Genomic DNA, 23,117 nt, shown 5'->3' with positions numbered 1-23,117 from the left:
CGGCCACCTGGTTGCTGTGGCCGGGCGGACCCGCTGGTGTGCGATTACTTGAAGGAGACCTCGGCGAAGTTCTCCTGCGTCAGCGGGGAGACCTTCGGCGGGTTGACGTTCTTGGCGAACGCGATGGCCGGCGGCGACGAGGAGATCGGCACGCCCGGGACGTACTCCGCGATCGCCTCGTTGGCCTTCTTGTAGGCCTCGGTGCGGGCGGCCGGGTCGGTGACCTCGGAAGCGGCGTTCACGGCGTCGAAGACCTTCTGGTCCTTGAAGCCCCACTGCTTGTCCGGTCCGGCGAACCAGGTGCCGATGAAGTTGTAGCCGTCGTTGAAGTCACCGGTCCAGCCGAGCATGTGCAGGGCGCAGGAGCCCGCCTCGGTGGCGTCCAGGTAGTCCGGGGCCCACTTCATGGCCTTCGGCTTGACGGTGATGCCGGCCTTCTCCAGGTCGGCCTTCATCAGCTCGAACATGTCCTGCGGGGCAGGCATGTACGGGCGGGTGACCTCGGTCGGGTAGCAGAAGTCGATGCTGAGCTTCTCCTCACCGGCCTGCTTGAGGAGGTCCTTCGCCTTGGCGGTGTCGAAGGGGTACGTCTTCACCTTGTCCGAGAAACCGGCGACCGTGTCGGGCATGAACTGGGTCGCGACCTTGCCGCCCTCGGGCAGCTGGGTGTTGACGAGGTTCTCGCGGTCGATGGCGTGCGTGATCGCCTGACGGACCTCGGGCTTCTTGAGCGCCGGGTTGGCCGCCTGGCTCATACCGACGTAGAAGATGTTGAAGACGTCACGGGTCGGGACCTCGTAACCCTCCTTCTCCAGCGTCGTCACATCGGCCGGCGCGACCAGGTCGTAACCGTCGATGTCACCCGCCTGGAGCGCCTGACGGCGGGTCTCCTCGGTGGAGATGGTGCGGAAGACCAGGTTCTTCACCTTGGCCTTGGCGCCCCAGTAGTCGTCGAAGCGCGTCAAGGAGACTTCCTTGTTGCCCTTGTTCCACTTGGTGATCTTGTACGGGCCGGTGCCGGCGACCGTACCGGCCTCCTGGCTGTACTTCGGGTACGTGATCGCGTCGCCCTTGGCGCTCGCGTCCTGCTTCGCGTACTCCTTGAGGGCCTTCGGCGAGTGGATCGCCAGGGCCTGGAGCGAGAAGCCGCCCGGCAGGTTCGCGGAGGGCTCGTTGACCTCGATGACAGCCGTGTTGTCGTCCTTGGCGGTGCAGGACTTGTAGTTCGGCTTGGGCGTCTCGGGGTCCTCGTTCTTCGCGAACCCGCCCATGATGGTCTGCCAGTAGTAGGAGACCGCGCTGGACTGGTACGTGCCCTTCCAGTTGAACCAGTAGTCGTAGTTCGCGCAGACCGCGGCGGCGTTGAACGCCTCGCCGTCGTGGAACTTCACGTTCTGGCGCAGGTTGAACGTCCAGACCTTGCCGGCCTCGTCGCTCGACCACTTCTCGGCGAGACCGCCGACGAGCTTGCTGCCACCGGGCTCGTGCTCCAGGAGCGCCTCGAAGGCCTGACGGGTGACGCGGAACGTCTCGCCGTCGCTCGCGAGGGCCGGGTCGAGGGAACCGGGGTCACCGGCTCCGGCGAAGACGAAGGTGTCCTTGTCGCCCCCCTTGGCGCCGCCCTCGTCCCGCTCGCTGGAACAGCCCGTGGCGATCAGACCGACAGCAACCGCTGTCGTGATCGCCCGGACAGCCCGGGACTTGAATATTCGCATGGGTCCACCCCTGGTTCGCCATGTGGTGAGGTTTGATGGCCGCACACTACAGACGGTGCCTGCCGCAAGAGAACAGTCCGGATAGCGGTGAGACCTAGTCGAGACCCGGACAGTTAACAAACCGTCCAGTTCCGGGACATCCTCCCGGGGGAAGTTAACAAGCCGGACATCGAGGGGTGTTCGACGGAGGGTGACCGAGGGCGGAGGGCTTCGCCTGCTTGCTACCTTGCCCCGCATGGTTCCCCTCACCAGTTCACAGGCGCAGGTGTACGACAGGGAGTTCCGCCGACGCGGGGTACGCGAACAGGGGTGGGGCCGGGGGCTGGTGGCTGTGGCCGTCCTCATCTGGCTCTGGCTGGCCTACCAGCTCTTCTTCTCGTTCAGCGTCGAATACGGCGGGCCGTCCCGGACCATCGCGTGCGATGCGCGTGCCTTCCCCGGTGACACTTCCGCCGAGGCGTCGCACACCGGGACCGAGCGCGAGCGCTGCGCCGCCGAACGCGGCTGGGGGACGATGCTCGCCGCTTTCCTGCTCTCACTCCCGGCGGCCACGGTCGGCACCGCGTTGTACGCCTCCGGGACGTCCGCGCTGCGGACCGCCGATTACGCGGCGGAGGTCACGCGCCTGAACGCCGTCAAGGAGCCCTGAGCGGAGCCCTTCGGCTCAGCGAGGAAGCGGCGGGTATCCGTAGCCCGGGGCGGCGGCCGGAGGCGGGCCCGCCGGGGCGTGGGCCTCGCGGTCGTAGAACGGGCGGGCGTTGGCGCGCAGCCACATGCCGACCGGGTCGTACTCGTCGGACAGGGCGACGGTGGAGACCGGCAGCCCCTCGGGGACCGCGCCGACCGACTGGCGCATCATCTCGCGCACCGATTCGACGGCGGCGCGGCCGGTGTCGTAGAGGTCGAGGCCGATCGCGAGATACGGGACGCCGACCGCGGGGTGCACCCAGGCGCGGCGCAGCGAGCGGATCGCGGGGGTGCGGTGCGCGTTCTGGGTGAGCAGGGCGTAGAACTGCGGGAGTTCGATGGCGGGCTCGGTCAGCCGGAGCGGTCCGGCGGGCAGCCGGTCCAGGCCGGTGGCGATGCGGCGCAGGTCGAGCCAGGGAATGCCGACACCGCCGCCGGGGGCGTGCGGGTTGAGCCAGATGCCCCAGCGGTCGGGGAACAGGGCGCGGGCGATGTCGCGTCCGGTGACCAGCTCGTGGGCCCGGTTCCAGCCGCTGGCGGAGAGCTCCTGGGCGGAGGTGACGCAGGGGGCGTAGCCCAGGCCGTCGATCTCCATGTTCCCGTACTGGGCGTCCGGTGAGCCGGCCGTGCCGTGCCAGAGCAGCATCCAGATCCGGCCCTCGGCGACCGCGGCGAGCAGCGCCTCGTAGTCGTCGTAACGCCCGGGGGTCACCTGGCGCAGCAGGTGCTCGACCTTGCCGGCCGCCGCCGTGCCTGACGCACTCACCCTGGGTTCCGCCCCTCGTCGATCCGTCGCATTCACGCCATCGCTCCCGGGCACACGGGAGCGACCACGCCATCAAACCAGCTTAGGCGCCACTTCTGACACCGACTTGACGCCACGGTCCGGCGGCGCCCGGTCCCGCCGCCGTCCGCGGCCCTCGCATCGCGGCTCAGTGGCCTTCGCGCCGGTAGAACGGGCGTACTTTCTCCCGCATCCAGTCGCCGACGAGGTCCTGGGCCACATCCAGCAGGATGAGGTTGACCGGCCAGGGCACCTGGATCCGGCCGAGCGCCCGGCCGATGGCGTCCATGGGGGCGCTCTGCCCGGCTCCGTCCCAGGTGGCGAATTCGACGCCGACGAAGAGGACCGGGTCGCCGCCCTCGATGCTGGCCAGCGTCCGGCGGGCGGTGCTCACCACCCCGGTCGCCTCGAACTCCTCGGACACGGCGGTGAGGAAATCGACCGGGTCGTGCTGCCAGTCCGGCTCGAACAGGCGGACCCGGCCGCCGGTGGCGGGCCCGTCCAGGGCGGTGCGGCCGGCCCGGCAGAGCTCGGCGACGGCGGGCGGCGGCAGCGGTATGCCGACCGCGCCGCCCGGGTTCACAGCGATGCCGACCTGCGGGGGCAGGCCGCGGGCGAAGTCGCGGGCGGGCGCGACGGCGAAGGACATGTGGCTGCCGACACAGCTGAGGAACTGGGCCTCGGAGCTGAAGACGGGGACGAAGGCCGCACCGTCGATCTCCATCATCGGCAGGTCGAGGTCCGCGCTCGCGGGGGTGCCGCCGTTCGGCAGCGGCACCCAGACGGAGCTGCGGCCGAGCACCTCGACGAGGCGGCCGCCCGCGTCCGGGACGCCGAGCGAGGCCGTCAGCACCTCTTCGAGCTCGTTGGCGGGCCACCCCTGCTGGGGGTGCGCCGGTGCGGGTGCCGGAATGTCCACTGCCTCTGTGCCCTCTCTCCACCGCCCGGGCCGCCGCGGCGGCCCTCTGCTCCGGCCAGCACCTTAACGGTCAGCGGGTGGTGGAAGCCCCGTCGTCCGTGAAGGAGATCCGGCCGAGCGCCCCCGCGGCCTCCCGGTCGAGCAGCACCGCGGAGCTGCAGCCGGCGGGCAGCAGCCCCTGTTCGGTGTCGCGGATCAGCCGGGCGACCGCGTGCCGGTGGCGGGCGAAGGCGTAGCCGGAGACGCCGCGGCCGCGCTCGCGCTGCCCCTGCCGCGCCACCTCGGGCGTCACGTCGAGCAGGATCAGGTGGAGGGTCCGGCCCCGGCTCACGGCGTGCCGCGCGAGCCGGCGGCGTACCCAGGTCTGGGTGCCGCAGTCGTGCACGACGACGGATTCACCGGAGCGCAGGGCGTTCCAGAGGCCGAGGTAGTGCGCGGCGCGGACCAGGGGGCGGTAGAGGGCGTAGGGCAGTAACCGGGGCAGGGCGGCGGCCCAGCTGTCGCGGGTGTTCTGGGAGTCGATGGCACGGGCGCGCACGGTCCGCCGGATGAGGGTCGACTTGCCGCTGCCGGGGAGCCCGGAGACCACGACGATGTCGCCGGCGGTGAAATCGAGGCTGCGCGGGCCGTAGCCCGCGCGCCCGCGCAGGTCCCGTACCACCGGCGCACGGGTCTCCAGCAGCTCCCGCACGGGTGCGCCGGGCTGTGCGGGCATCGCGCCGTGCGCGACCCCCGCGGTCGGTACCGACCGCTGTAGCGTCATCGCCCATCCCCCTGCTGTCGGGTCTCCCACGCCTGCCCCTGAAGTGTAAAGAAAAGGCAATACGGCACAACCGACCTCGGGCCTGTCGTCGATGTCTTCACCTGCGTGGAGACCTGACCCCCCACTCTCCCCCAATGCGTGCGATGATGACCCCGCCAACTGCATACCGGCCGTTCGAATCCGCGCGGGAGAGTTCCGGCCACAGTGTGAGCCGGGCGCCGAAGGAGCAAGATCCTCCCTTGAATCTCTCAGGCCCCGTACCGCGTGGATGAGGCAGATCTGAAAAGCGAGTCGCCCCGCGACTCCACCCAAGGTGCAAGCCGAGCCCCCTGAACCGGGGCGCCCTCCAGGGGCATACCCCGTCAGGGGCTATCGGCGAACCTCTCAGGTTCCGATGACAGATGGGGAGGATTTTCCGTCCTGACGTCGTCATGCCCTGGAGCCGTATCCATGAGCACTGCCCCCCGTCTCACCGCCCTCGACGCTTTGCACCGCTCGCTCGGCGCCACCATGACCGACTTCGCGGGCTGGGACATGCCCCTGCGGTACGCGAGCGAGCGCGACGAGCACAACGCCGTACGCACCCGGGCCGGGCTCTTCGACCTGTCGCACATGGGCGAGATCACCGTCACCGGGCCGGAGGCCACCGCCTTCCTGAGCTACGCGCTGGTGGGCAACATCGCCACCGTCGGCAACGGCCGGGCCCGCTACACGATGATCGTCCAGGAGGACGGCGGGATCGTGGACGACCTGATCGTCTACCGGCTGGGAGAGACCGGGGCCACCGAATATATGGTGGTCGCCAACGCGGGGAACGCGCAGATCGTGCTGGACGCGCTGACCGCCCGCGTCGAGGGCTTCGACGCCGAGGTGCGCGACGACCGGGACGCGTACGCGCTGCTCGCGGTCCAGGGCCCCGAGTCGCCCGCCATCATGAAGGCCGTCACCGACGCCGACCTGGACGGGCTGAAGTATTACGCGGGCCTGCCGGGCACGGTCGCCGGGGTTCCGGCGCTCATCGCCCGTACCGGCTACACCGGCGAGGACGGCTTCGAGCTGTTCGTCGCGCCCGGGCACGCCGAGCAGCTGTGGCGGGCGCTGACGGACGCGGGCGAGGCGCACGGCCTGATCCCGTGCGGGCTCTCCTGCCGGGACACGCTGCGCCTGGAGGCGGGCATGCCGCTGTACGGGCACGAGCTGACGACCGCGCTGACCCCGTTCGACGCGGGCCTCGGCCGGGTCGTGAAGTTCGAGAAGGAGGGCGACTTCGTCGGCCGCGAGGCGCTGAAGGCCGCCGCCGAGCGCGCCGAGACCGCCCCGCCGCGCAAGCTGGTCGGCCTGGTCGCCGAGGGCCGCCGGGTTCCGCGCGCGGGTTTCCCCGTCGTCGCGGACGGCAAGGTGATCGGTGAGGTCACCTCCGGCGCCCCCTCCCCCACCCTGGGCAAGCCGATCGCCATGGCGTACGTGGACGCGGCCTTCGCCGTCCCGGGCACCGAGGGCGTGGGCGTGGACATCCGGGGCACGCACGAGCCGTACGAGGTCGTCGCGCTGCCGTTCTACAAGCGGCAGAAGTGATATCCCGGAAGGACCGGGACCGGTAGTTCCCCGGCCTTCCCACCGCACGCAGGCCGCACGCAGGCGTCACGGACGTGACGTACCTCCGTCTCACACCGTAAGACCACCGTTCATCAGCACTCCCCCGCGTACAGGAGAATTCAGGGCATGAGCAACCCCCAGCAGCTGCGGTACAGCAAGGAGCACGAGTGGCTGTCGGCCCTCGAGGACGGCGTGGCCACCATCGGCATCACGGAGTACGCGGCCAACGCCCTCGGTGACGTCGTCTACGCCCAGCTCCCGGAGGTCGGCGACACGGTGACCGCGGGCGAGACCTGCGGCGAACTGGAGTCGACCAAGTCCGTCAGCGATCTGTACTCGCCGGTGACCGGTGAGGTGACGGCGGCCAACCAGGACGTCGTGGACGACCCCTCGCTGGTGAACTCCGCTCCCTTCGAGGGCGGCTGGCTGTTCAAGGTGCGCGTCGCGGAGGAGCCGGCCGATCTGCTCTCCGCCGACGAGTACACCGCGTTCTCCGGCAACTGAGACCCAAGGGATCCCCTGATGTCGCTTCTGAACTCCTCCCTCCACGAGCTGGACCCGGACGTCGCCGCCGCCGTCGACGCCGAGCTCCACCGTCAGCAGTCCACCCTCGAGATGATCGCCTCGGAGAACTTCGCTCCGGTCGCCGTCATGGAGGCCCAGGGCTCCGTCCTCACCAACAAGTACGCCGAGGGCTACCCCGGCCGCCGCTACTACGGTGGCTGTGAGCACGTCGACGTCGTCGAGCAGATCGCGATCGACCGGATCAAGGCCCTGTTCGGCGCCAAGGCCGCGAACGTGCAGCCGCACTCCGGCGCCCAGGCGAACGCCGCCGCGATGTTCGCGCTGCTGAAGCCGGGCGACACGATCATGGGCCTGAACCTGGCCCACGGCGGTCACCTGACCCACGGCATGAAGATCAACTTCTCCGGCAAGCTCTACAACGTGGTCCCGTACCACGTCGACGAGAGCGGTGTCGTGGACATGGAGGAGGTCGAGCGCCTCGCCAAGGAGTCCCAGCCGAAGCTGATCGTGGCCGGCTGGTCCGCCTACCCGCGTCAGCTGGACTTCGCCGCCTTCCGCCGGATCGCGGACCAGGTCGGCGCGTACCTGATGGTCGACATGGCGCACTTCGCGGGCCTGGTCGCGGCCGGGCTGCACCCCAACCCGGTGCCGCACGCCCATGTCGTCACCACCACCACGCACAAGACCCTCGGCGGTCCGCGCGGCGGCGTGATCCTCTCCACCCAGGAGCTCGCCAAGAAGATCAACTCGGCGGTCTTCCCGGGTCAGCAGGGCGGCCCGCTGGAGCACGTGATCGCGGCCAAGGCGGTCTCGTTCAAGGTCGCGGCGGGCGAGGAGTTCAAGGAGCGCCAGCAGCGCACCCTGGACGGCGCGCGGATCCTGGCCGAGCGCCTCGTGCAGCCGGACGTCACCGAGGTGGGCGTCTCCGTCCTCTCCGGCGGCACCGACGTGCACCTGGTCCTGGTCGACCTGCGCAACTCCGAGCTGGACGGCCAGCAGGCCGAGGACCGGCTCCACGAGCTGGGCATCACGGTCAACCGGAACGCCATCCCGAACGACCCGCGTCCCCCGATGGTCACCTCGGGCCTGCGGATCGGCACCCCGGCGCTGGCCACCCGCGGCTTCGGCACCGAGGACTTCACGGAGGTCGCGGAGATCATCGCGGCCGCCCTCAAGCCGTCGTACGACGCGGACGACCTCAAGGCCCGCGTGGTCGCGCTGGCCGAGAAGTTCCCGCTGTACCCCGGCCTGAAGTAGCACCTGGCCTGCGGTTCCGCGCATCCGGACGGGGCACCGCGCACACTGGAGAGAAGTGAGCGCGGTGCCCCGTTCCTTGCCCCCGGCAATCCGTCTCGTCCCTGTTCACCCCGCTTGTCCCGCACCACCCAGGCAGACAACGGCGTCTTCCCACCCCCCAAGGAGTCCTCCCGTGGCCATCTCGGTCTTCGACCTCTTCTCGGTCGGCATCGGCCCCTCCAGCTCCCACACGGTGGGCCCGATGCGCGCCGCCCGGATGTTCGCGCGCCGCCTGAAGAACGAGGGCCTGCTCGCGCACACCGCCTCGATACGAGCCGAGCTGTACGGCTCCCTCGGCGCGACCGGCCACGGGCACGGCACGCCCAAGGCGGTCCTGCTCGGCCTGGAGGGCGAGTCACCGCAGACGGTCGACGTGGAGTCCGCCGACGGCCGGGTCGAGGAAATCCGCTCCACCGGCCGGATCAACCTGCTGGGCATGCACGAGATCCCGTTCGCCTTCGACGACGACCTGGTCCTGCACCGCCGCAAGGCGCTCCCGTACCACGCCAACGGCATGACGATCTTCGCGTACGACGCCGAGGGCGCCCCGGTCCTGGAGAAGACGTACTACTCGGTCGGCGGCGGCTTCGTCGTCGACGAGGACGCGGTGGCCGGGGAGAACCCGATCGTCCCGGACGACACGGTCCTCAAGCACCCCTTCCGCACCGGCGACGAGCTGCTGCGGCTCTCCCGCGAGACCGGCCTGTCGATCTCCTCGATGATGCTGGAGAACGAGCTGGCCTGGCGCACCGACGCGGAGATCCGTTCCGGCCTGCTGGACATCTGGCGCGTCATGCAGGCCTGCGTCTCGCGCGGCATGTCCCGCGAGGGCATCCTCCCCGGCGGCCTCAAGGTCCGCCGCCGCGCCGCGAACTCGGCCCGCCAGCTGCGCGCCGAGGGAGACCCGCAGGCCCACGCGATGGAGTGGATCACCCTCTACGCGATGGCGGTCAACGAGGAGAACGCGGCGGGCGGCCGCGTCGTCACCGCCCCGACGAACGGCGCGGCGGGCATCATCCCGGCCGTCCTGCACTACTACATGAACTTCGCGTCCCACGGCTGCACCGAGGCGGAGAAGGAGGACAGCGTCGTGCGCTTCCTCCTCGCGGCCGGGGCGATCGGTCTCCTCTTCAAGGAGAACGCCTCGATCTCCGGCGCCGAGGTCGGCTGCCAGGGCGAGGTCGGCTCCGCCTGCTCGATGGCGGCCGGCGCCCTCGCCGAGGTCCTCGGCGGCTCCCCCGAGCAGGTGGAGAACGCCGCCGAGATCGGCATGGAACACAACCTGGGCCTGACCTGCGACCCGGTCGGCGGCCTCGTCCAGATCCCCTGCATCGAGCGCAACGGCATGGCGGCGGTGAAGGCGGTCACGGCGGCACGGATGGCGCTGCGGGGCGACGGCAGCCACAAGGTCTCCCTCGACAAGGTCATCAAGACCATGAAGGAGACCGGGGCCGACATGAGCGTCAAGTACAAGGAGACGGCCCGGGGCGGGCTCGCGGTGAACATCATCGAGTGCTAGGCGGATGATGGGTCCTGACCAGGGCGTTCCCGGAGTCCCTGGTCGGCGACGTCGAGTCCCTGACGGAGCCTCGATGCGGGAGGCCCTCTGGAAAAGGAACCCGGTGAACCCCGTGAACACACCTGACGACGTCCCGCCGCTCTCCGAGGACTTCGCGGTCCGCCTCGACCTCACGCCGGGCTGGGTCGACCTGACGCTGCCCGACGGCTCGAAGGCAGCGGCGAGGGTGTTGGCGAGGGAGACGGTCGACCGCCTCGACCCGCTGTCGCCGGAGATCGGGAAGAGCGCGGTCCGCGACGACCTGGCCGCCCGGGCGCTCGGCCTCAACGAGGACGCTCCGGCGCTGGCGGCGGCGTACTACGCCGAGAGCGGTGAGGCCCTGGTGGACCTCGTCATCGACTCGTACGGCGACGAGGGCGTGCCGCGTCCCACGGCGGAGGAGGTTGTTCCGCTTCTCCTGGAGTGGGAGAACGGCGTGGTGGCCGGGGAGCCGGAGGTGACGAGCCTGGAGCTGCCAGCGGGCCCGGCGACGCGGGTCCGGGCGACCCTGAAGATCAGGCGCATGCTCGGTCTCGGCCGCCGCACCACCGAGTTCGTGCGGTACGCGGTGTTCCCGCCCGGCATGCGGAGCCTGGTCGTGGTGACGGCGACGTGGGAGAAGATCCGGCTCACGGAGGAGAACGCCCAGCGGGTGGACGAGATCGTGGCGTCGCTGCGGCTCGGCCTCGTGGACGAGAACGGCGACGACATCGTCTGAAGATCGCCGGGGGCAGCACGATCACCGCATCCGCCGAGCCCTCCTGGCCGGCCCGCACTGCCCCGGGCTCGGCTCCATCAGTCCTGGGTGCGGTCCCTGAGCGCGGTGTTCAGCTCCAGGACGTTCACCCGGGGCTCGCCCATGAAGCCGAGCAGGCGGCCGGTGGTGTGGTCGGCGACCAGGTCCTCGACCTCCTTGACGTCGAGGCCGTTCCGCTCGGCGACCCGGTGGACCTGGAGTTCGGCGTACGCGGGTGAGATGTCCGGGTCCAGGCCGGAGCCGGAGGACGTGACGGCGTCGGGCGGGATGTCGGCGGGGTTCACCTTGTACGTGGCGGTGGAGTTGTCCTTCACCACGGCCGCCTTGGCGTCCTTCACCCACTGGATCAGCTCCTCGTTGTCGCCGGAGCGGTTGGTGGCGCCGGAGAGGAGCAGGGCGTACTGGGTGTTGACGCTGTTTCTGCCGAGGCCGTTGGAGGGGCGCGGCTGGAACCACTTCAGGTCGGGGGCGGGTGACTCCTCGCCGTCCTTCGGCGGGAGGTCGTAGCGCCGGCCGATGAGGGAGGAGCCGACCACCTGGCCGTTTGCGTCCTTGAGTTCGGAGCCGTTGGCTTTGTCGTGGAACAGGGCCTGGGCGGCCCCGGTCACGGCGAGCGGGTAGATGACCCCGCAGACGAGGGTCAGGACGAGCAGGGCTCGCAGCCCTGCTCCGAGCACGCGCGCCGTGCTGCTGACGGTGTTGTCGGTCATGGCGGATCAGCCGATTCCGGGGATGGAGGAGAGGAGCAGGTCGATGAGCTTGATGCCGATGAACGGGGCGACGATGCCGCCGAGTCCGTACAGGCCGAGGTTGCGGCGCAGCATCTTGTCCGCGCTCGCGGGCCGGTAGCGGACGCCCTTTAGGGCGAGCGGCACCAGCGCGACGATGATCAACGCGTTGAAGATGACGGCTGACAGGATCGCGGACTCGGGCGAGGCCAGGCCCATGATGTTGAGCTTGTCCAGCGACGGGTACGCCACGGCGAACATGGCGGGGATGATCGCGAAGTACTTCGCGACGTCGTTGGCGATGGAGAAGGTGGTCAACGCTCCCCGGGTGATGAGGAGTTGCTTGCCGATCTCGACGATCTCGATGAGTTTGGTGGGGTTGGAGTCGAGGTCGACCATGTTGCCGGCCTCCTTGGCGGCCGAGGTGCCGGTGTTCATGGCGACGCCGACGTCGGCCTGGGCCAGGGCGGGGGCGTCGTTGGTCCCGTCGCCGGTCATCGCGACGAGCTTGCCGCCGGCCTGTTCCCGCTTGATGAGGGCCATCTTGTCCTCGGGCGTCGCCTCGGCCAGGAAGTCGTCGACCCCGGCCTCCTCGGCGATCGCCTTCGCGGTCAGCGGGTTGTCACCCGTGATCATGACCGTCTTGATGCCCATGCGGCGCAGTTCGTCGAACCGCTCCCGCATGCCCTCCTTCACCACGTCCTTGAGATGGATCACTCCGAGAACCCTCGGGCCACGAGCGTCTTCCACGGCCGCCAGCAGCGGCGTACCGCCGGCCTGGGAGATCCGGTCCGTGAGCGCCTGCGCGTCCTCGGAGACACTCCCTCCCCGCTCCTTCACCCATGCCACGACGGAACCGGTGGCGCCCTTGCGGACCTTGCGCCCGTCCAGGTCGACGCCCGACATCCGGGTCTGCGCGGTGAACGCCACCCATGCGGCACCGGTCAGCTCGCCCCGGTCGCGCTCCCGCAGCCCGTACTTCTCCTTGGCCAGCACGACGATCGACCGGCCTTCCGGGGTCTCGTCGGCGAGCGAGGAGAGCTGGGCGGCGTCGGCGAGTTCGGCTTCCTGGACGCCCTTGACCGCCAGGAATTCGGCGGCCTGCCGGTTGCCCAGGGTGATGGTGCCGGTCTTGTCGAGGAGCAGCGTGGAGACATCGCCGGCGGCTTCGACCGCGCGCCCGGACATGGCCAGGACGTTGCGCTGGACGAGGCGGTCCATGCCGGCGATCCCGATCGCGGACAGCAGGGCCCCGATGGTGGTGGGGATCAGACAGACGAGAAGCGCCGCGAGCACGATCAGCGAGGTCTGGTCGTCGGCGCCCGCGTAGATCGCGAAGGGCTTCAGGGTGACCACGGCGAGCAGGAAGACGATGGTGAGGGACGCCAGCAGGATGTTCAGGGCGATCTCGTTGGGCGTCTTCTGCCGGGAGGCGCCCTCGACCAGGTTGATCATCCGGTCGATGAAGGTCTCGCCCGGCTTGGTGGTGATCCTGATGACGACGCGGTCGGACAGCACCTTCGTACCGCCGGTGACGGCCGAGCGGTCGCCGCCGGACTCGCGGATGACCGGGGCGGACTCGCCGGTGATCGCGGATTCGTCGACGGAGGCGACGCCCTCGACCACGTCCCCGTCGCCGGGGATGACGTCTCCGGCCTCGCAGACCACCAAGTCGCCGATGCGCAGGTCCGTCCCCGCGACCCGTTCCTCGTCCGTGCCGATGACGCGGCGGGCGACGGTGCCGCTCTTGGCCTGGCGCAGGGTGTCGGCCTGGGCCTTGCCCCGGCCCTCGGCGACCGCCTCGGCGAGGTTGGCGAAGACCGTGGTCAGCCAGAGCCAGGCGGTGATCGCCCAGCCGAACCAGTCGGTCGGGTCCGTGACCGCGAGCGCGGTGGTGACTACCGAGCCGACCAGGACGACGAACATCACGGGCGACTTGATCATCACGCGCGGGTCGAGCTTGCGCAGCGCGTCCGGGAACGACTTGAGGAGCTGCTGCGGGTCGAAGAGTCCGCTGCCGACACGGTTGGCGGTCCCGTGGCCGCCGGCCGGCGGGATGTCTCCGTGCGGAGCGCGGGTAGGGGTGACGGTGCTCATGAGGCGAGCCCTTCGGCAAGCGGGCCCAGCGCGAGGGCCGGGAAGTAGGTGAGTCCGGTGATGATGAGGATCGTGCCGACGAGCAGCCCCGCGTAGAGCGGCTTGTCGGTGCGCAGCGTGCCCGCCGTCTCGGGGACCGGCTTCTGCTCGGCGAGCGAACCGGCCAGGGCGAGGACGAACACCATCGGCAGGAACCGGCCGAGCAGCATCGCGATGCCGATGGTCGAGTTGAACCACTGGGTGTCGGCGTTGAGTCCGGCGAAGGCGGAGCCGTTGTTGTTGGCTCCGGAGGTGTAGGCGTACAGGATCTCGGAGAAGCCGTGTGCGCCGGAATTCGTCATCGAGTCGGCGGGGGTCGGCAGGGCCATCGCGACCGCGGTGAAGCCGAGCACCAGGGCCGGGGTGACGAGGATGTAGCAGGCGGCGAGCTTGATCTGCCGGGTGCCGATCTTCTTGCCGAGGTACTCCGGGGTGCGGCCGACCATCAGACCGGCGATGAACACGGCGATGATCGCCATGATCAGCATGCCGTAGAGGCCGGAGCCGACACCGCCGGGCGCGATCTCGCCGAGCTGCATGCCGAGCATCGTGATGCCGCCGCCGAACCCGGTGTACGAGGAGTGGAAGGAGTTCACCGCGCCGGTCGAGGTCAGCGTCGTGGCGACCGCGAAGATCGACGAGCCGGCGATCCCGAAGCGGGTCTCCTTGCCCTCCATGGCCCCGCCCGCGATCTCGAACGCGGGCCCTCGGTGGGCGAATTCGGTCCACATCATCAGGGCCGTGAAGCCGATCCAGATGACGGCCATCGCGCCGAGGATCGCGTACCCCTGCTTCAGCGAACCGACCATCCGGCCGAAGGTCCGCGTCAGCGCGAACGGGATCAGCAGGATGAGGAAGATCTCGAAGAGGTTGGAGAGGGGGTTCGGGTTCTCGAAGGGATGGGCGGAGTTGGCGTTGAAGTAGCCACCGCCGTTGGTGCCCAGCTCCTTGATGGCCTCCTGGGAGGCGACCGCGCCGCCGTTCCACTCCTGTGTGCCGCCCATGAACTGTCCGACCTGGTGGATGCCGGAGAAGTTCTGTATCGCCCCGCAGGCGACCAGCACGATCGCGCCGATCACCGAGATCGGGATCAGGATGCGGACGGTGCCGCGTACCAGGTCGGCCCAGAAGTTGCCGAGTTCACCGGTACGGGAGCGGGCGAAGCCCCGTACGAGCGCCACCGCGACGGCCATGCCGACGGCGGCGGACAGGAAGTTCTGCACCGCGAGGCCGCCGGTCTGCACGACGTGGCCCATGGCCTGTTCGCCGTAATACGACTGCCAGTTGGTGTTGGCGACGAAGGAAGCGGCGGTGTTGAACGCCTGGTCCGGGTCGATCGAGGAGAATCCGAGCGAGCCGGGCAGCGATCCCTGTACCCGTTGCATCAGATACAGGAAGAGGACGCTCACCGCCGAGAAGGCGAGCACTCCGCGCAGATAGGCGGGCCAGCGCATTTCGGCGGCCGGATTGGCGCCGATTACCTTGTATATCCACTTCTCCGGCTTGTAGTGCTTCTCGGAGGAATAGGCCTTGGCCATGTAATCGCCCAGCGGACGGTACGCGAGGGCGAGTGCGGCCATCAGGGCGATGAGTTGGAGCGCACCAGCGGTCTGGGAACTCATATCGGCGCTCAGAACCTCTCCGGGTAAAGGAGGGCCAGTACGAGATACCCCAGCAGGGACACGGCCACGACAAGGCCGACGATGTTCTCGGCGGTCACAGCTTGGTCACCCCCCGGGCGATGAAAGCCACCAGTGCGAATACCGCGACCGTGGTGACGACGAAGGCCAGATCGGCCATCGTGAGCTCCTGATTGACGTGAGGAAGGGAATCGGCCGAACGGCCGATATGAGCAAACCTCGGATTCGGCCCGGGGATAAGCCACCTTGACGGGCCCCATACGAATTCCGGGAAACCCTTGACGCCCGTCTGACGCGACAGACCGGCAGGCGCTCACGAAGCGTTTCGCTCGCACCACGGAGAGGGACGGGCGTGAACCGTTCCCGACAACCCTCAGGCGCCGATGTCGCGCCGCCGGAAGTCCTCCTGTGTCTCGCGTCGGATCAGCAGACGTGCCGTGCCGTCGTGCACGGCGACGACCGGCGGGCGGCCCAAAGTTCGAGTTGATGCTGACCGAGCACCCGGGCGAAGGCGTGCTGGGCCGATCCGTCGGTGAGGGACAGGCCGAACTTCTGTCCGACGGACTGTCGACGACGATCCGCCCGACGCCGAGCCGCAGCGCCGTCCCGATGTCGCGCGGCGTCTTCGCGTTGCCGTGCAGCACCATCCGCTCGGGCGGGAATCCGGCCGTGACCGCGAGTTCGAGTTCACCGGCGGAACAGACGTCCAGCCCGAGCCCCTCCTCGTCGATCCACCGCACCACCGCCCGGGACAGGAACGCCGTGGCCGCGTACACCACATCGGCCTGGGGAAACGCCGCTCGGTACGTCCGGCACCGCGCGCGTATCTCCTCCTCGTCCAGGACGTAGGCGGGGGTGTCGAAACGGTCGGCCATGTCGACGAGTGAGACCCCGCCGACGCTCACGTGCCCCTGCGGAAGGCGGGCGGTGGACGCCGGCCAGACGGACAGGTCGTCCAGACCGAAGCGCGCGACGTCGAAGCTATGCCCACCCCGGCACGCACGGCCCTGCCACCTGACGCGACCTTGACGGCCGCCGACGCGTTCATACGGATCGCTGACACGCGGTGCCGCCCGGGCGGGCGGAGCAATTGATCAGGTATCCGTGGATCGGGCTCCCCGGATGTAACCGGAGCGCGGGGATGGCATAGCTTCGGGCCGCGGTGACCGGGCTTGCGGAAGGAACCCGCGCGCGTCGCCCTTCGAGGTCCCAGCCGGAGGGGCACTGCGCCCTGCGGGTCAGCAGTCGGCCGAGCGTGCTCCGCTGCGCGTCGTTTTCGCCGAGGGGCCTTCCGTACGCCCGGGCATCCGCATGTACGCATGTACGCGCGACGCGCACGGAACGTGACTGTCGGCGACCTTCCGTGAAGAAGAGGTGCGGCCGGCCCGGCGAGGCATCACTGTGGTGGGTCCGGGCCCCGGGCGACGGAGAGCGAGGGTGACGTGATCGCGATGTGTGGTTCTGCTCTGCGGTCCCTCGCACGCGCTCTCGCCGACCGGGACGCCGAACCGGTGCTGCTGTTCGTCGAAGGCTCCGCCGGGCTGGGCAAGAGTCATCTGCTGCGAGAACTGGCCGGCCTGCCCCGGACGCCGGAGGTGGCCCGCCTGTGGTGGCGGTGCGGCGTCGACGGCGGGCAGCCGGAGGAGGACGGATTCTGGCGGGAGCCGACCCTGCTGCTGGTGGACGACGTCCACCGGGCGGGCGAGGACGAGCTGCGGCGGCTGCGCCGGGTGCTGGCGGGGCTGGAGCCGGGGTCGGCGGCCGCCGTGACCTACCGCCCCGAGGAACTCTCCGCCCCCGGGCTGCCGTTGGGCGGTTCGGCCATGACGTATCCGTTCCGGCTGACGGTGCTCGGGGACCGGCTGGCGCCCTGGGGCGAGGAACGCGTCCGGCAGGCGGCCGCGCAGGTGCTGGGCGAGAGCGGCTGTACGGCCGAGGCCGTGGGGGCGCTGCACGAGCGGACCGGTGGGGTGCCCCGGGCGGTCGTCGACCTGCTGGCCCTGCTGCGGGAACAGCGGCCGGCCTTCACCGGCACGGCCGCCGAGGTGGCCGCGGCCGGGGTGCCGGCCCGGCCGGCGGAGCTGGCACTGAGCCGTACGCACACGTTGTCCTCGGCGCACCGGCCGCTGGTCTGGGCGGCCGCCGTCCTGGACGGGCCCGCAGCCCGTGACGAGCTGATCGCGGTGTCGGGGCTCGGGGCCGTACCGGGGAGCGACGCGCTGCTGCGGGCCCTGGAGAGCGCGGCACTGGCCGAGCTGGGCGAGGGCCGCTACGGTTTCGCCGTCCCGCTGGTCGCGTCGGCCGTACGCGCCACCGTGCCCGGTCCCGTACGGCAGGATCTGCACCGTCGTGCGGCGGCCGCGCTCAGCCGCAGACAGCCCGTGGCCTGGGCCGCCGTGGGCGAGCACCACCGGGCGGCGGGCGAGTACCGCAGGTGGCTGCGGGCGGTGGAGAAGGCGGCCGAGTCGGCGGCGGCGTCCGGCCGGCACCAGGAGGCGATCACCCTCCTGGAGCGGACGCTCGCCGCACCCGGCATCTCCCCGCAGGCCCGGGCCCGGCTGGCGCCGCTGCTGGCCCGGAACGCGGTGACCGGGCTGCGCTCGGACCAGACCGTGGAGGTGCTCGCGCAGATCGTGCAGGACGCGGCCCTGCCCCCGGCCGTACGCGGGGAGCTGCGGCTCGACCTGGGGCTGATGCTCTCCAACCAGATGGGCCGGTTCGCCGAGGGCTGGCGGGTGCTGGAGATCGCCGCCGCCGAACTGCGCGAGGTCCGGTCCGTGCTGGCCGCCCGGGCCATGGCGGCGCTGGTCACCCCCTACTGGCCGGGCGCTTCCCTCGACGTCCACCGGGGCTGGCTGATCAAGGCCATGGCCGCCGCGGACGACAACGGGGACGAGGCGATGCGTACGGCGGTGCTGGCCAACCACGTGGGGCTCGCGATGAGTTGGGCCGACCCCGAAGCGTGGGACCTGGTGCGGCGGCTGCCCGTGAAGAGCACGGACCCCGCGTGCGCCCGGCAGGCGGCACGCGGTCTGTGCAACGCGGCGGACTCCGCGGTCTGGCTCGGCTTCTACGGGCGCGTGGACGGCCTGCTGACGGAGGGGCGCAAACTGGCCGCGCGCAGCGGTTCGCCGTACACGGAACACAGTGCGTCGGGGACGCGGCTGCTCCAGGAGTGGTGGACCGGTCAGTGGCTGGGTCTGGCCGCACGGTGCGAGGAGTTCATCGCCGACACCGCGGACATGCCGTTCCTCTCCTCCGACGCCTATGTCGTACGCGGCCTGCTCGCCGTCGCCCAGGGGGACTGGGCGGAGGCCAGGTCCTGGCTGTCCCAGCGGGGGACGTTCGGGACGGAGAACCTGCCGGTGCCCCTGGGGGCGACGGCGGCCGGCGCCGTGATCCGTCTGACGCTGGCCCGCCAGGAGGTGGCCGCCGCGGCGGAGCAGGCCCGTGCGGCCTGGGCGGTGGTGGCCGAGAAGGGGGTGTGGCCCTGGGCGGCGGAGCTCGCGCCGTGGGCCGTGGAGGCGCTGGCGCGCGCGGGCGACACGGCCGCGGCGCACGCCATGGTCCGGGATTTCGCCCAGGGCCTCGGGGAGCGGGACGCGCCCGCCGCCAGGGCCGCGTTGGTCTGGAGCCGGGCCGTACTCGCGGAGAGCGAGGCGCTGGCCCAGGGGCGGCCGGGCGGTCTGCTGGCGGCCGCGGAGTCGTACCGGAAGGCGGCGGCGGCTTATGCGGAACTCCCCCGCCCTTACAGCCAGGCGCTGACCACCGAGGGCGCCGGGCGCTGCGTGCTGGCGGCGGACGCCGCGGACGCCTCTGACCCCGCGGACCCCTCGGACCCCTCGGAAGAGGCCGAGGCGGGCGAGCCCCGGGAGGGCGAGGCGGGTGGGGCCGGGGAGGGCGAGCTCCGGGCAGTCGTGGCCGGCCAGGGCACCGCCGCGTCGGCGGCCCCGGCCTCCGACCCCACCGCCACCGCGTCGGCCATCGCCGAACTGGAGACCTGCGCCCAGCACTTCACCGACCTGGGCGCCGTCTGGGACGCGACGCGGGCCAGGGCCCTGCTGCGCACCCGGCAGCCAGCCAAGAAGGGCCGCCCTCCCGGGCGTCCCTCGCACTCCGACCAGCTGTCCCCCCGGGAGGCGGAGGTCGCACAGCTCGCGTCGTCCGGGCTCACCAACCGGGAGATCGCCGCGACCCTGCACCTCTCCCCGCGGACCGTGGAGCAGCACATCGCCGGGGCCATGCGGAAGACCGGCGCGCTCTCCCGCCGCGACCTCGCCCACCGGCTCTGACGGTCACCCCTGGGGCAGGGGCCGCGCTACGGGACGTTCCCGGGGCGCCCGTCCCCCACGGGCAGAAACGACCGGTCGGCCCAGAAGCTCCGGTCGTGCCGCCAGACGGCCACGGTCGCGGCGGGCCAGTCGAACACCCAACCGGAACGTACCCCGCGTGCCCCCCAGCCGTCCGGGCGCCGGCGCGGGATGGCGCAGCCCGCCTTCTGTGCGGCGACCGCAGCGTCGCACGCCTCGCGCGCGATGCGCAGCGCGTCCGACTCGGTCTCGGCGGACCCGGTGAAGACGTGCAGGCCGCACCGCTCGGGCTGCACGGAGTTCCGGGTGGGGACATTGACCTGGAAGTAGAGCTCGGCCATGACGCCATCTCCTCGGTGTCGCGGTTTCCCGCACGACCGGCACGGGCTGCGACGGATGCGCGCCGGCAGGGCTGAGTTCCCTTGCCTCGGATCCACCGCTGACAGGTTCTCCCAACGTACGAGCTGCGCCCGGCCGGCAATATCCGGAACGGCCCGATCACCTATACGTATCCCCTACGCCTCCCTTACGCGTCCCGGTGTTCCCCGGGCGGCTCGGCCACGTTCACCGCACATCCGGCGGGACCGGTGGCGGAGCGGGCCGGGCGGTGCGCACGACGCCGTATCCGTGATTCACGCCTACGGATAAAAATGCGCACGCTCTGTCACTAGGTTCCATCCACCGACACCAGCATTGCCATGCCCATGACCAAGGGAAGCATGAGCACCTCCATGAAATTCATCCGCCTCGGAACCGCGGCAGGATCATTCGCACTTCTGTTCGCCAGCGGCTGCCAGTTATCTCCGGCCGAGACCGCGAACGAAAAGCCCATCGTCATCGGGACGTCCAGTGTTCTGGCGGGGCTGGACCCCGCCGGAGTGTACGACGCCGGATCCTGGGCCGTTTTCAACAACATCTATCAGAACCTCCTCACCTTCGAGGCCGGGTCGCCCACCCCGAAGCCCGACGCGGCCGAGTCCTGTGAATTCACCGGCCCCGCACTCACCACGTACCGGTGCAAGCTCCGTGACGACCTGACGTTCTCCAACGGGAAACCCGTCACGGCCACCGCGGTGAAGAAGTCGTTCGAACGCATTCTGCGCATCCGGGATCCGCTCGGGCCGGGACCGCTGTTCGCGAACCTCCTCTCCGTGGACGTCCGGGGTTCCCACGTGACGTTCAACCTCGCGACCGCGGATGCCACCTGGCCGTCGAAGATCGCCACGGGGGCGGGGTCCATCGTCGACCCGGCGGAGTTCCCGTCCAACCGGCTGCGGGCGGAGAAGAGCGCCTCGGGGTCGGGGCCCTACGTCATCGCGTCCTACACCGCCGGGAAATCGATCACCCTGAAACCGAACGGCGCGTACAGGGGCGCCGTGACCAAGCGGGGGGTCGCGGTCGAGGTCCACTACTTCGAGACGGCGCAGAACGTCGAGGAGGCCTGGAACGCCGGAACGGTCGACATCGCCTACGCGGGACTCCCGGCCGCGACCCTCGCGGAGATCGACCCCGGCGACACGGACGTGCGCCTCTCCGCCGGGGACAGCGCCGAGGCGCACTATCTCGTGCTGAACCTGCGCTCCCCGCACAAACCGCTGGGGCATGCCGAGACCCGCCGGGCCCTCGCCGCACTCATCGACCGGGGGCATCTGGCGAGCGAGGTGTTCGAGCACACGGTGACGCCGCTGTACTCACTCGTCCCGCAGGGCGTCGTCGGACACAGCACGGCGTTCTTCGACCGCTACCCGGAGGCGGATCCCACGTACGCGGCGCAGCGCCTGCGCTCCGCCGGCCTCACCACCCCGGTGCGCATCAGACTCGGCCACCAGACCGGTATCGCCGCCGTCGAGGCGCGCGTACTGAAGGAGCAGTGGGAGAAGGACGGCCTGTTCCGGGTCGAGCTGGTCGAGGAGCGGGACTTCACCACGTACCAGAAGCGGTGCCTGAAGGGCGACTTCGACGTCCACCTCTACCAGTGGATGCCTGATTTCCCCGACGCGGACACCTTCGTCCAGCCGTTGGTGGGGACCGGCAACGTCCTGGGCAACGGCTACACGTCGGCCGAGGTCGACCACGCCATCAGGGACACCCAGCGGTTCACCGATCGCAGCAAGGCCATGCAGCGGTTCCGGGCGGTCCAGGACACGATCGCGAAGGACGCTCCCCTGATCCCGGTCTGGCACCGACAGCGCCAGGTGGTGACGCGGTCCACCGTCCTGGGCGGGCACCGGCTCGCCGAGGACGCCGTTTGGCGCCTGTGGGAACTCAGCCGGCTCTGAGGCGCTTCGAGGCCCCGAGGCCGCCCTCGCATTATCTGCGTATCCGTGAATGCGCCGCTCCGGGTATCCCGGCGGACGCCGGGCCTCAATAGTTCGGCTCGCGGCGAGTTCTGAACTCGCCGTCGGCCGGGGCCCGGCGCTTCACCCCCCATACGGGTCTCCGGCTGTCATCCGGAAGGAATCAGCGTGCGCAACTCTCGTAAGTTCTGTCTTGCCGCCGCAGGCGTCGTGCTCTCGGCCTCCACGGTCCTGGGAACGCAGACCATGGCGCAGGCCCAGGACGTGGCACCCACCCCCCGCTACCAGCCCGAGATGGTACGGGCGTTGGCCGCATCGCTCGGTGTGAGCGAGAAGGCCGCGGTGGACCGGCTGGACCGGCAGGACGCCCAGCAGGCCAAGCTCGCCGGTCTGCAGAAGCGCGGTATATCCGGCGACGGGGCGTTCTTCGACGCCTCCGGCGAGCTGACCGTCAACGCCGGCGACCAGGCCGAGGCGGCCCGGATCGAGAAGGCCGGCCTCGACGCCCGGGTGGCCGCCAGAGGCCAGGCGGCACTCGACAGAATCAAGGCCGGGCTGGACCGGGCCGCCGCCGCCAAGACCCCCTCCGGCGTGGTCGCCTGGTCCGTGGACCTGCCCGCCGACCAGGTGACCGTCAAGGTCAACAACGACCGGGGAGCCGCCGCCAAGGCGTTCCTCGCCAAGGCCGCCGAGCACGGCTCCGCCGTCCGGATCGTGCGGGGCCAGGAGAAGCTGGAGGCCAAGGCCGCGATCTACCCCGGCAGCAAGATGACGTTCAACAACACCACCCAGTGGTGCTCCGTCGGCTACGGCGCCCGGGACAGCGCCGGCAGGCAGTACCTGGTGACCGCCGGCCACTGCGTCACGAACACCCTGCGCTACGACGGGGCCGCCTTCGCCCAGGGCTACAAGACCCGCTACGCGCTCGGCACCCGCAGCGTCGACATGGGCATCGCGACCGTCAACTCCGGCCACTCGATCACCACCAGCGTCGGCACCTGGGGGAACAGCAGCCCGGTCGCCGTCCGGGGCGGCGCCCGCGCCTCGTCCGGCGCCGCGGTCTGCAAGTCCGGCGCCACCACCGGCTGGACCTGCGGCAGGATCGGCTCCTACAACAACACCGTCACCTACATCGACCTCAACGGCGGCCCCGACACCGTCGTCAGCGGCCTGGCCACCTCCAGCGTCTGCGTCGAGGGCGGCGACAGCGGCGGCGCGTACATCTCCGGGAACCAGGCCCAGGGCATGACCTCCGGCGGCCCGACCGACCAGCAGTGCACCGGCGGGGTCAACTCGCGCGGCTCCTCGTACTTCCAGCCGCTCGACGACACCCTCCGCTACTACGGGCTGACACTCACCACCAACTAGGCACACCCGCAACAGGGCCGGCCGGGGGTGCTCGCGCG

Annotated in this window: 18 protein-coding genes, 1 pseudogene and 1 riboswitch; of the genes and pseudogenes, 9 read left to right on the top strand and 10 right to left on the bottom strand. The window is 70.6% G+C overall.

Going from position 1 to position 23,117, the window contains the following annotated elements:
* Positions 1 to 44: 44 nt before the first annotated feature.
* The gene (locus ACFWM7_RS19445) at positions 45 to 1,715 is read right to left on the bottom strand and encodes an ABC transporter substrate-binding protein (protein WP_383262320.1); all 1,671 of its coding nucleotides are present in this window, start codon (positions 1,713 to 1,715) and stop codon (positions 45 to 47) included.
* 235 nt (positions 1,716 to 1,950) lie between these two features.
* On the opposite strand from ACFWM7_RS19445, the gene ACFWM7_RS19440 reads away from it, so the two are divergent.
* A complete protein-coding gene (locus ACFWM7_RS19440) occupies positions 1,951 to 2,364 on the top strand; it encodes a hypothetical protein (RefSeq protein ID WP_383262318.1) in 414 nt (137 codons plus the stop codon).
* Positions 2,365 to 2,379: 15 nt separating this feature from the next.
* On the opposite strand, the gene ACFWM7_RS19435 is transcribed toward ACFWM7_RS19440, so the two are convergent.
* The 3 genes from ACFWM7_RS19435 to ACFWM7_RS19425 all read right to left on the bottom strand — a co-directional run bounded on the left by ACFWM7_RS19435 (position 2,380) and on the right by ACFWM7_RS19425 (position 4,868).
* On the bottom strand, positions 2,380 to 3,168 hold the full coding sequence (locus ACFWM7_RS19435; RefSeq protein ID WP_383262316.1) for an enhanced serine sensitivity protein SseB C-terminal domain-containing protein: 789 nt from the start codon (positions 3,166 to 3,168) through the stop codon (positions 2,380 to 2,382).
* Between the two features lie 166 nt (positions 3,169 to 3,334).
* The gene (locus ACFWM7_RS19430; RefSeq protein WP_383262314.1) at positions 3,335 to 4,105 is read right to left on the bottom strand and encodes an enhanced serine sensitivity protein SseB; all 771 of its coding nucleotides are present in this window, start codon (positions 4,103 to 4,105) and stop codon (positions 3,335 to 3,337) included.
* Positions 4,106 to 4,175: 70 nt separating this feature from the next.
* Positions 4,176 to 4,868 (bottom strand): AAA family ATPase, encoded by a 693-nt coding sequence (locus ACFWM7_RS19425; protein WP_383262312.1) that lies wholly within the window; start codon positions 4,866 to 4,868, stop codon positions 4,176 to 4,178.
* Between the two features lie 175 nt (positions 4,869 to 5,043).
* A riboswitch (glycine riboswitch) is annotated at positions 5,044 to 5,141 on the top strand.
* A gap of 177 nt (positions 5,142 to 5,318) precedes the next feature.
* On the opposite strand from ACFWM7_RS19425, the gene gcvT reads away from it, so the two are divergent.
* The 5 genes from gcvT (at position 5,319) to ACFWM7_RS19400 (ending at position 10,561) form a co-directional block, all read left to right on the top strand.
* Positions 5,319 to 6,443, top strand: a complete 1,125-nt coding sequence (gcvT, locus tag ACFWM7_RS19420; RefSeq protein WP_383262310.1) for a glycine cleavage system aminomethyltransferase GcvT — start codon at positions 5,319 to 5,321, stop codon at positions 6,441 to 6,443.
* 147 nt (positions 6,444 to 6,590) lie between these two features.
* Positions 6,591 to 6,968: a glycine cleavage system protein GcvH gene (gcvH, locus tag ACFWM7_RS19415; RefSeq protein ID WP_010060008.1), complete on the top strand. Its 378-nt coding sequence runs from the start codon at positions 6,591 to 6,593 to the stop codon at positions 6,966 to 6,968.
* Positions 6,969 to 6,986: 18 nt separating this feature from the next.
* Positions 6,987 to 8,246, top strand: coding sequence for a serine hydroxymethyltransferase (gene glyA / locus ACFWM7_RS19410; RefSeq protein ID WP_383262306.1), 1,260 nt, complete (start codon positions 6,987 to 6,989; stop codon positions 8,244 to 8,246).
* A 172-nt stretch (positions 8,247 to 8,418) separates the two neighbouring features.
* Positions 8,419 to 9,804, top strand: a complete 1,386-nt coding sequence (locus tag ACFWM7_RS19405; protein ID WP_383262302.1) for an L-serine ammonia-lyase — start codon at positions 8,419 to 8,421, stop codon at positions 9,802 to 9,804.
* A gap of 112 nt (positions 9,805 to 9,916) precedes the next feature.
* Positions 9,917 to 10,561 carry a hypothetical protein gene (locus tag ACFWM7_RS19400; protein WP_383262299.1) on the top strand — a complete coding sequence of 215 codons (645 nt, stop codon included), beginning with the start codon at positions 9,917 to 9,919 and terminating at the stop codon, positions 10,559 to 10,561.
* A 77-nt stretch (positions 10,562 to 10,638) separates the two neighbouring features.
* Here ACFWM7_RS19400 and ACFWM7_RS19395 read toward each other — a convergent pair whose 3' ends face one another.
* The 5 genes and pseudogenes from ACFWM7_RS19395 to ACFWM7_RS19375 form a co-directional block, all read right to left on the bottom strand.
* Positions 10,639 to 11,310, bottom strand: a complete 672-nt coding sequence (locus ACFWM7_RS19395; protein WP_383262297.1) for a potassium-transporting ATPase subunit C — start codon at positions 11,308 to 11,310, stop codon at positions 10,639 to 10,641.
* 6 nt (positions 11,311 to 11,316) lie between these two features.
* Entirely contained in the window at positions 11,317 to 13,425 is a 2,109-nt protein-coding gene (gene kdpB, locus ACFWM7_RS19390) for a potassium-transporting ATPase subunit KdpB (RefSeq protein WP_383262295.1), read from the bottom strand.
* On the bottom strand, positions 13,422 to 15,086 hold the full coding sequence (gene kdpA, locus ACFWM7_RS19385; protein ID WP_383262294.1) for a potassium-transporting ATPase subunit KdpA: 1,665 nt from the start codon (positions 15,084 to 15,086) through the stop codon (positions 13,422 to 13,424). Before kdpA ends, kdpB begins: the two co-directional genes overlap by 4 nt.
* Before the next feature lie 8 nt (positions 15,087 to 15,094).
* Positions 15,095 to 15,184 (bottom strand): K(+)-transporting ATPase subunit F, encoded by a 90-nt coding sequence (gene kdpF, locus ACFWM7_RS19380; RefSeq protein WP_010058599.1) that lies wholly within the window; start codon positions 15,182 to 15,184, stop codon positions 15,095 to 15,097.
* Between the two features lie 394 nt (positions 15,185 to 15,578).
* Positions 15,579 to 16,063, bottom strand: a pseudogene (locus ACFWM7_RS19375) (diaminopimelate decarboxylase); the annotation flags it as partial.
* A 492-nt stretch (positions 16,064 to 16,555) separates the two neighbouring features.
* Here ACFWM7_RS19375 and ACFWM7_RS19370 point away from each other — a divergent pair.
* Positions 16,556 to 19,396, top strand: coding sequence for a LuxR C-terminal-related transcriptional regulator (locus ACFWM7_RS19370; RefSeq protein WP_383262292.1), 2,841 nt, complete (start codon positions 16,556 to 16,558; stop codon positions 19,394 to 19,396).
* Between the two features lie 26 nt (positions 19,397 to 19,422).
* Here the strand turns inward: ACFWM7_RS19370 and ACFWM7_RS19365 are convergent, their stop codons facing one another.
* Positions 19,423 to 19,755 carry a hypothetical protein gene (locus ACFWM7_RS19365; RefSeq protein WP_383262290.1) on the bottom strand — a complete coding sequence of 111 codons (333 nt, stop codon included), beginning with the start codon at positions 19,753 to 19,755 and terminating at the stop codon, positions 19,423 to 19,425.
* Positions 19,756 to 20,133: 378 nt separating this feature from the next.
* Between ACFWM7_RS19365 and ACFWM7_RS19360 the strand changes: the two genes are divergently transcribed.
* Both ACFWM7_RS19360 and ACFWM7_RS19355 read left to right on the top strand, forming a co-directional pair.
* Positions 20,134 to 21,693 (top strand): ABC transporter substrate-binding protein, encoded by a 1,560-nt coding sequence (locus tag ACFWM7_RS19360; protein ID WP_383262287.1) that lies wholly within the window; start codon positions 20,134 to 20,136, stop codon positions 21,691 to 21,693.
* A gap of 186 nt (positions 21,694 to 21,879) precedes the next feature.
* Positions 21,880 to 23,079: a S1 family peptidase gene (locus tag ACFWM7_RS19355; protein ID WP_383262286.1), complete on the top strand. Its 1,200-nt coding sequence runs from the start codon at positions 21,880 to 21,882 to the stop codon at positions 23,077 to 23,079.
* The last annotated feature ends 38 nt before the right edge of the window (positions 23,080 to 23,117 follow it).

The organism is Streptomyces sp. NPDC058375 (assembly GCF_042723425.1).
Taxonomy (GTDB): Bacteria; Actinomycetota; Actinomycetes; order Streptomycetales; family Streptomycetaceae; genus Streptomyces; species Streptomyces durocortorensis.
This window is presented reverse-complemented; position numbering and strand designations above follow the sequence as displayed.

Bases quoted from the DNA above. Each gene is read 5' to 3' on its own strand.
- gcvH (WP_010060008.1), top strand. From the start codon at position 6,591: ATGAGCAACCCCCAGCAGCTGCGGTACAGCAAGGAGCACGAGTGGCTG.
- ACFWM7_RS19370 (WP_383262292.1), top strand. From the start codon at position 16,556: ATGTGTGGTTCTGCTCTGCGGTCCCTCGCACGCGCTCTCGCCGACCGG.
- gcvT (WP_383262310.1), top strand. From the start codon at position 5,319: ATGAGCACTGCCCCCCGTCTCACCGCCCTCGACGCTTTGCACCGCTCG.
- ACFWM7_RS19425 (WP_383262312.1), bottom strand. From the start codon at position 4,868: ATGACGCTACAGCGGTCGGTACCGACCGCGGGGGTCGCGCACGGCGCG.
- kdpB (WP_383262295.1), bottom strand. From the start codon at position 13,425: ATGAGCACCGTCACCCCTACCCGCGCTCCGCACGGAGACATCCCGCCG.
- kdpA (WP_383262294.1), bottom strand. From the start codon at position 15,086: ATGAGTTCCCAGACCGCTGGTGCGCTCCAACTCATCGCCCTGATGGCC.
- ACFWM7_RS19445 (WP_383262320.1), bottom strand. From the start codon at position 1,715: ATGCGAATATTCAAGTCCCGGGCTGTCCGGGCGATCACGACAGCGGTT.
- ACFWM7_RS19440 (WP_383262318.1), top strand. From the start codon at position 1,951: ATGGTTCCCCTCACCAGTTCACAGGCGCAGGTGTACGACAGGGAGTTC.
- ACFWM7_RS19360 (WP_383262287.1), top strand. From the start codon at position 20,134: ATGAGCACCTCCATGAAATTCATCCGCCTCGGAACCGCGGCAGGATCA.
- ACFWM7_RS19395 (WP_383262297.1), bottom strand. From the start codon at position 11,310: ATGACCGACAACACCGTCAGCAGCACGGCGCGCGTGCTCGGAGCAGGG.
- ACFWM7_RS19365 (WP_383262290.1), bottom strand. From the start codon at position 19,755: ATGGCCGAGCTCTACTTCCAGGTCAATGTCCCCACCCGGAACTCCGTG.
- glyA (WP_383262306.1), top strand. From the start codon at position 6,987: ATGTCGCTTCTGAACTCCTCCCTCCACGAGCTGGACCCGGACGTCGCC.